The organism is Micromonospora phytophila (genome assembly GCF_023656545.1).
In the GTDB taxonomy this organism is placed as follows: Bacteria; Actinomycetota; Actinomycetes; order Mycobacteriales; family Micromonosporaceae; genus Micromonospora; species Micromonospora phytophila.
This window is the reverse complement of record NZ_JAMOKF010000378.1, coordinates 1-4,737: the sequence shown is the minus strand read 5'-3', so window position 1 is coordinate 4,737 and position 4,737 is coordinate 1. Positions and strand designations below refer to the sequence as shown.

The 4,737-nt window shown below is 75.5% G+C and carries 4 protein-coding genes; 2 read left to right on the top strand and 2 right to left on the bottom strand.

Annotated elements, in window-relative coordinates:
• On the top strand, nt 1-593 hold a 593-nt coding region (locus tag NCC78_RS27735; RefSeq protein WP_250798177.1), incomplete at its 5' end, for a C39 family peptidase.
• A gap of 1 nt (nt 594) precedes the next feature.
• Here the strand turns inward: NCC78_RS27735 and NCC78_RS27730 are convergent.
• Nucleotides 595-1,959 carry an outer membrane protein assembly factor BamB family protein gene (locus tag NCC78_RS27730; protein WP_250798176.1) on the bottom strand — a complete coding sequence of 455 codons (1,365 nt, stop codon included), beginning with the start codon at nt 1,957-1,959 and terminating at the stop codon, nt 595-597.
• Nucleotides 1,960-1,963: 4 nt separating this feature from the next.
• Nucleotides 1,964-3,265: an outer membrane protein assembly factor BamB family protein gene (locus tag NCC78_RS27725; RefSeq protein ID WP_250798175.1), complete on the bottom strand. Its 1,302-nt coding sequence runs from the start codon at nt 3,263-3,265 to the stop codon at nt 1,964-1,966.
• A 113-nt stretch (nt 3,266-3,378) separates the two neighbouring features.
• Here NCC78_RS27725 and NCC78_RS27720 point away from each other — a divergent pair.
• The coding region (locus NCC78_RS27720) for a DUF6311 domain-containing protein (RefSeq protein WP_372495220.1) at nt 3,379-4,737 on the top strand (1,359 nt) is incomplete at its 3' end.

The window sequence follows — 4,737 nt, the reverse complement described above, 5'->3', positions numbered from 1 at the left end:
TGCCGCGCTACTCGCAGCGCCTGCACGCCGGCGCGCACCCGCAGTGGGGTGGCGGCGGGGACTCCTGGTGCAGCCCCACCTGCATCTCGATGGTGCTCGCGTACTGGGGCGCCGCGCCGCGGGAGAAGCGGTACGCCTGGGTCGCCCCCGCCGGGCCCCGACCGGTCGTGGTGCACGCCGCCCGGCACTGCTTCGACCACGCCTACGCCGGGGCCGGGAACTGGCCGTTCAACACCGCGTACGCCGGGCTGCACGGGTTGGACGCCTTCGTCACCCGGCTGCGGTCGCTGGCCGAGGCGGAGGCGTTCGTGGCCGCCGGCATCCCGCTGGTGGTCTCCGCCGCGTTCCGGGCCGGCGAGGTGGCCGGGCTGGACTACGACACCGCCGGGCACCTGATGGTGCTGGTCGGCTTCACCGCCACCGGCGAGCCGGTGCTCAACGACCCGTACGCGCCGGACGACGAGGCGGTCCGCCGCATTGTGGACCGGGACCGGTTCGAGGCGGCCTGGCAGACCGGCAGCGGCGGGGTGGCGTACGTGCTGCGTCCGCCCGAGGTGCCGCTGCCCCCGCCGCCGGCGCAGGCCAACTGGTGATTCACCGGCCCGGCGGCCAGACGCCCAGCGTCCCGTCCAGCCGACGGCAGACCAGGACGCCCGCCCGGACCGCGCAGAAGTCCCACGAGTCGCGCAGCACGTCGCGCACCCGGGTCTCGCCGGTCGCCGGGTCCAGCTCGGCCATCAACTGCCGGCCGTCGGGCAGCAGCCGGAGCCCGATCAGGGGCCGTTCGGTCAGGTCCGCCCCGGCCAACCGCCAGCGGCCGAGTCGCCCGGTCACCCGGCCGGTGCCCGGGTCCAGGATCGCCAGCTCCGCCTCCCGCCCCTGCGCCGTCCCGACCCCGACCAGCCGCCCGTCGATCCACCAGAGGGCCGACCAGCGGTCGTCGGTCCACCGGGTGCGCCCGGTGACCGGGTCGAGCAGCCGCACCCCGGCCTCGGCGGTGTGCAGGCTGTCGTCGGTCCACCGGGTGCGCCCGGTGACCGGGTCGAGCAGCCGCACCCCGGCCTCGGCGGTGTGCAGGCAGAGCGCGGCGCCGCACTCCCCGAAGTAGGCGCCGCGCCGGGGGTCGACGGGGATGCTCCAGCGGCGGTCCAGCCCGTCGAGGCCGTGCGCGGTGACCGTCCCCGGTCCGTCGCCGGTCAGCAGCAGATCGCCGACGACCTGGGTGAACTGGTACGACAGTCCGTCGACCGGCGACGCAACGCGGCCGGCCCGCAGCAGCACTCCGGAGGTGGGGTCCCGGACCTCCACCCGGCCCGAGGGGGCGACCAGCACGATCCGGTCGACCCCGTGGTCGCCCTGGCGGTACGTCACGCCGAGCGGCGGCATCGGCAGCGACCAGCGCGGGGATCCCGACGCCGGGTCGACCCCGCGCAGCGTGCCGGTCCCGTCGGCCCGGCGCAGCTCGAACAGCACCCCGCCGTCCTGGGTTGGTACGGCGTAACCCGGTTGTTTCCAGCGCACCGTCCCCGTCTCCACGTCCACCGCCGTCGACGACGGTTCACCGGCGCCGGCCGGGCTGCTGGCGAAGAGCAGCACCCCTCGCGGCAGGGCGGTGAAGCCCAACAGGTGGTCGCCGTCGGGCAGGGGCAGCCGCCAGAGCGGCTCGCCGTCGGGCAACCGGTACGCAGCCACCTGACGCCGCATGCCGGCCACACCGTCGGGCCCGTCCCCCACGATCAGCCGGTCGGCGTCGATCAGGAAGATTGCGCCCTGCCCGCCGGGCACCGCGGTGTACCGCCGGTGGGCGGGCCCGGGCGTGGATCCGGCGAGCGTCAGGAGGACGACCGCGAGCAGCAGCATGGCGCGCAACGGCCGGGCCGCTGGAGCCCGACGGGGCGGCGGGCGCTCCGGCTCGGGCTCGTCGCCGTGCCGCAGCTCGCCGAGCTCGATGATGGACACCGGCTCACCGGTCCAGTCGCCAGAGCCCGAACGCCCCGTCCGTCCGCCGGCAGAGCAGCACGTCGCCGCCCGCCTGGCAGGCGCCGGAGGCGTCCACGAGCACGTCGAGCAGCTCGACCCGGGCCGCCGCGACGTCCAGCTGGGCGACCAGCAGCCGCCCGTCCGGGCTCCGGCGCACCCCAATCAGCGGCCCGTCGTGCTCGCCGTGGCGCCAGCCCACCAGCTCCCAGGAGCCCAGCTCCGCGGTGACCCGACCGGTCGCGGCCTCCACCACCGCGAGCGTGGCGGCGTCCCCGGCGCCGGGGGTGCCGACGAGCAGCCGACCACCGCTCTCGGCCGCCGTCCACCACCACCGCCGGTCACTCCACCGGGTCCGGCCCGTCGCCGGGTCGAGCGCCCACATCCCCCCGCTCTGCCCGTACGCGCAGAGCAGGTCGCCGCAGGAGCTCAGGCCGGTCACCAGGGACAGTCGCGCCGACCAACGGTGGTCCAGCCCCTCCAGCCCGTACGCGGTCACCGTCGTCGCGTTGTTGTCGATGGCCAGCAGCAGGTCGTCGACCACCTGCATCCGCCGGGACGACGACAGCTCGTCGGGGCGGAACTTCGCGCTGCGCAGCTTCACGCCGCTGCCCGCGTCCCAGACCTCGACCTGCCCCGGGGACGGGACCAGCACGATCCCGTCGGTGAACTCGCCCCCGAGCCGGAGATCCGCGCCCTCCGGCGGTACGGGGACGGACCAGCGGGCACGGCCGGTGGGCAGCTCCACGGCCCGCACCGTGCCGGGCTGCGACGCGTCGGAGTCCACGAACAACAGCACGTCGTCGTCGACGTCCGCGACGGGGAAACCCGGCTGCTGCCACCGCCACCGGCCGGTGGCCAGCTCGAAGGCGGACGTCTGGTATCTCCCGTCGCCGGTGGCCGGCGCGCTGAGCAGCACCAGGCCGGCGCGCACGAGCGTGCTGTGGAACGGGCCGTCGCCCGGCACCGGCGTGCGCCACAGCGGCGCGAGCGCGCCGGAGGCCTCCGGCAGGGCGTACGCGACCAGTTGCCGGGATCCGTCGACGTCCGCGTCGGCGGGTTCGACCACGAACAGCCGGTCGCCGACCAGGTGCGCCTCGGCGCCGGGGCGGGCCGGCACGGCGGCGGCGGTCCGCTCCGGCTGCAGCGCCGCACCGGCCAGCGTCACCAGGGCCAGCAGCAGCGCCGCCACCGACCGGACCGCCCGGCCCGTGGCCCGCGGCGGGCGGCGGCCCGGTGGACCGTTCCCGGTGTCGTCGCGCAGCTCACCGAGATCGATGACGACCACGCCCACCCTCCCTCGGCCAGCCGTCGGACGGACGACCGGGGCAGCGCGCCGACCCGGCCGGGTCGCACCGCTGCGGCCGGGGCGCCCCGGCCCCGCCTGTACGATGGCCCGTCGTGGCTGTGCCCGTGGTAGACCCCTCGCTGAAGTCCGTGCCCGGATCCGTCGCCGTCGCGCCCGCCGCGGCCGCGCCGACACGGTGGCACCGACCAAGGCCCGCGCGCGCCGACGTGCTGGCCATCGGAGCCTATGTGCTGCTCGGCGTTTTCGTGTGCCTCAACTACTGGGTGGACGTGCAGAACCGGGTGTCGTCGCACCTGCCGACCGACCACAGCTGGTTCGAGTGGCTCTTCCAGCACGGCGCGTACTCCGTGCGGCACCTGGAGAACCCGCTCTTCACCGCCCGGCAGAACGCCCCCGACGGGGTGAACATGATGGCGAACACCTCGCTGCTCGGGGTGACGCTGCCGCTGGCGCCGCTGACCATGCTGCTCGGCCCCCAGGTGATGTACGCGCTCTACCTGGGCGGCGCGCTGGCCGCCACCGCCGGCACGTCCTACTGGATGCTCTCGCGGCACCTGGTGCGCTCCCGCGCGGCGGCCTTCGTCGGCGGCGCATTCCTCGGCTTCGCGCCCGGCATCGTGCACCACGCGAACGGCCAACCCAACTTCGTCTCCAACTTCCTGCTGCCGCTGATCGTGGTGCGCGTGTTCCGGCTGGGCGAGCCCGGCCGGTGGCGGCGCAACGGCGTCGTGCTCGGCCTGCTGGTGGCGTACCAGATCTTCATCAACGAGGAGATGCTGCTGCTCACCGCGCTGGCCTGCCTGGTCGCCGTGGTCGCGTACGCGATCATGCGGCCGGCGCGGACGCTGGCGGTGGCCGGCACCTTCGCCGCCGCGCTCGGCGTGGGCGGCGGGTTGGCCCTGCTGTTGACCGCCTACCCGATCTGGTTCCAGTTCAACGGCCCGCAGTCCTACCGCGGGTTGCAGGGCGGGGTGTTCCACAACTGGGGCGAGGACCTGGCGGCCTTCGTCACCTACGCCCGCGACACCGTCGCCGGAGACGAGGCGGTGGAGCAGACCATCGGCCTGACCGAGCAGAACACCTGGTTCGGTTGGCCGCTGGTGCTGCTGTCGGTGGTGGCCCTGGCGCTGCTGATCCGCCGGTCGTTCGTGGCCCGGATCCTGGCGGTGCTGGTGGTCGTCTTCACCGTGGCCTCGATCGGCCCGAAGGTGCGCCTGGGCGGGGTGGAGACCGCGACGGACGGCCCCTGGGCCTACGTCCCCGACGACCTGCCGCTGGTCGAGATGATGATGCCGACCCGGCTGGCACTGGTGGTGGTGGCGGCGGTCGGCGTGCTGCTCGCCCTGGCCTGGGACGCGGTCGCCGGCAACGGCCGCCCGCCGGTGCCGGCGCAGCGCAGGGGCACCGACGCCGCCCCGACCGCCGGCGCCGCCGGTCGTCGCCGCTGGCTG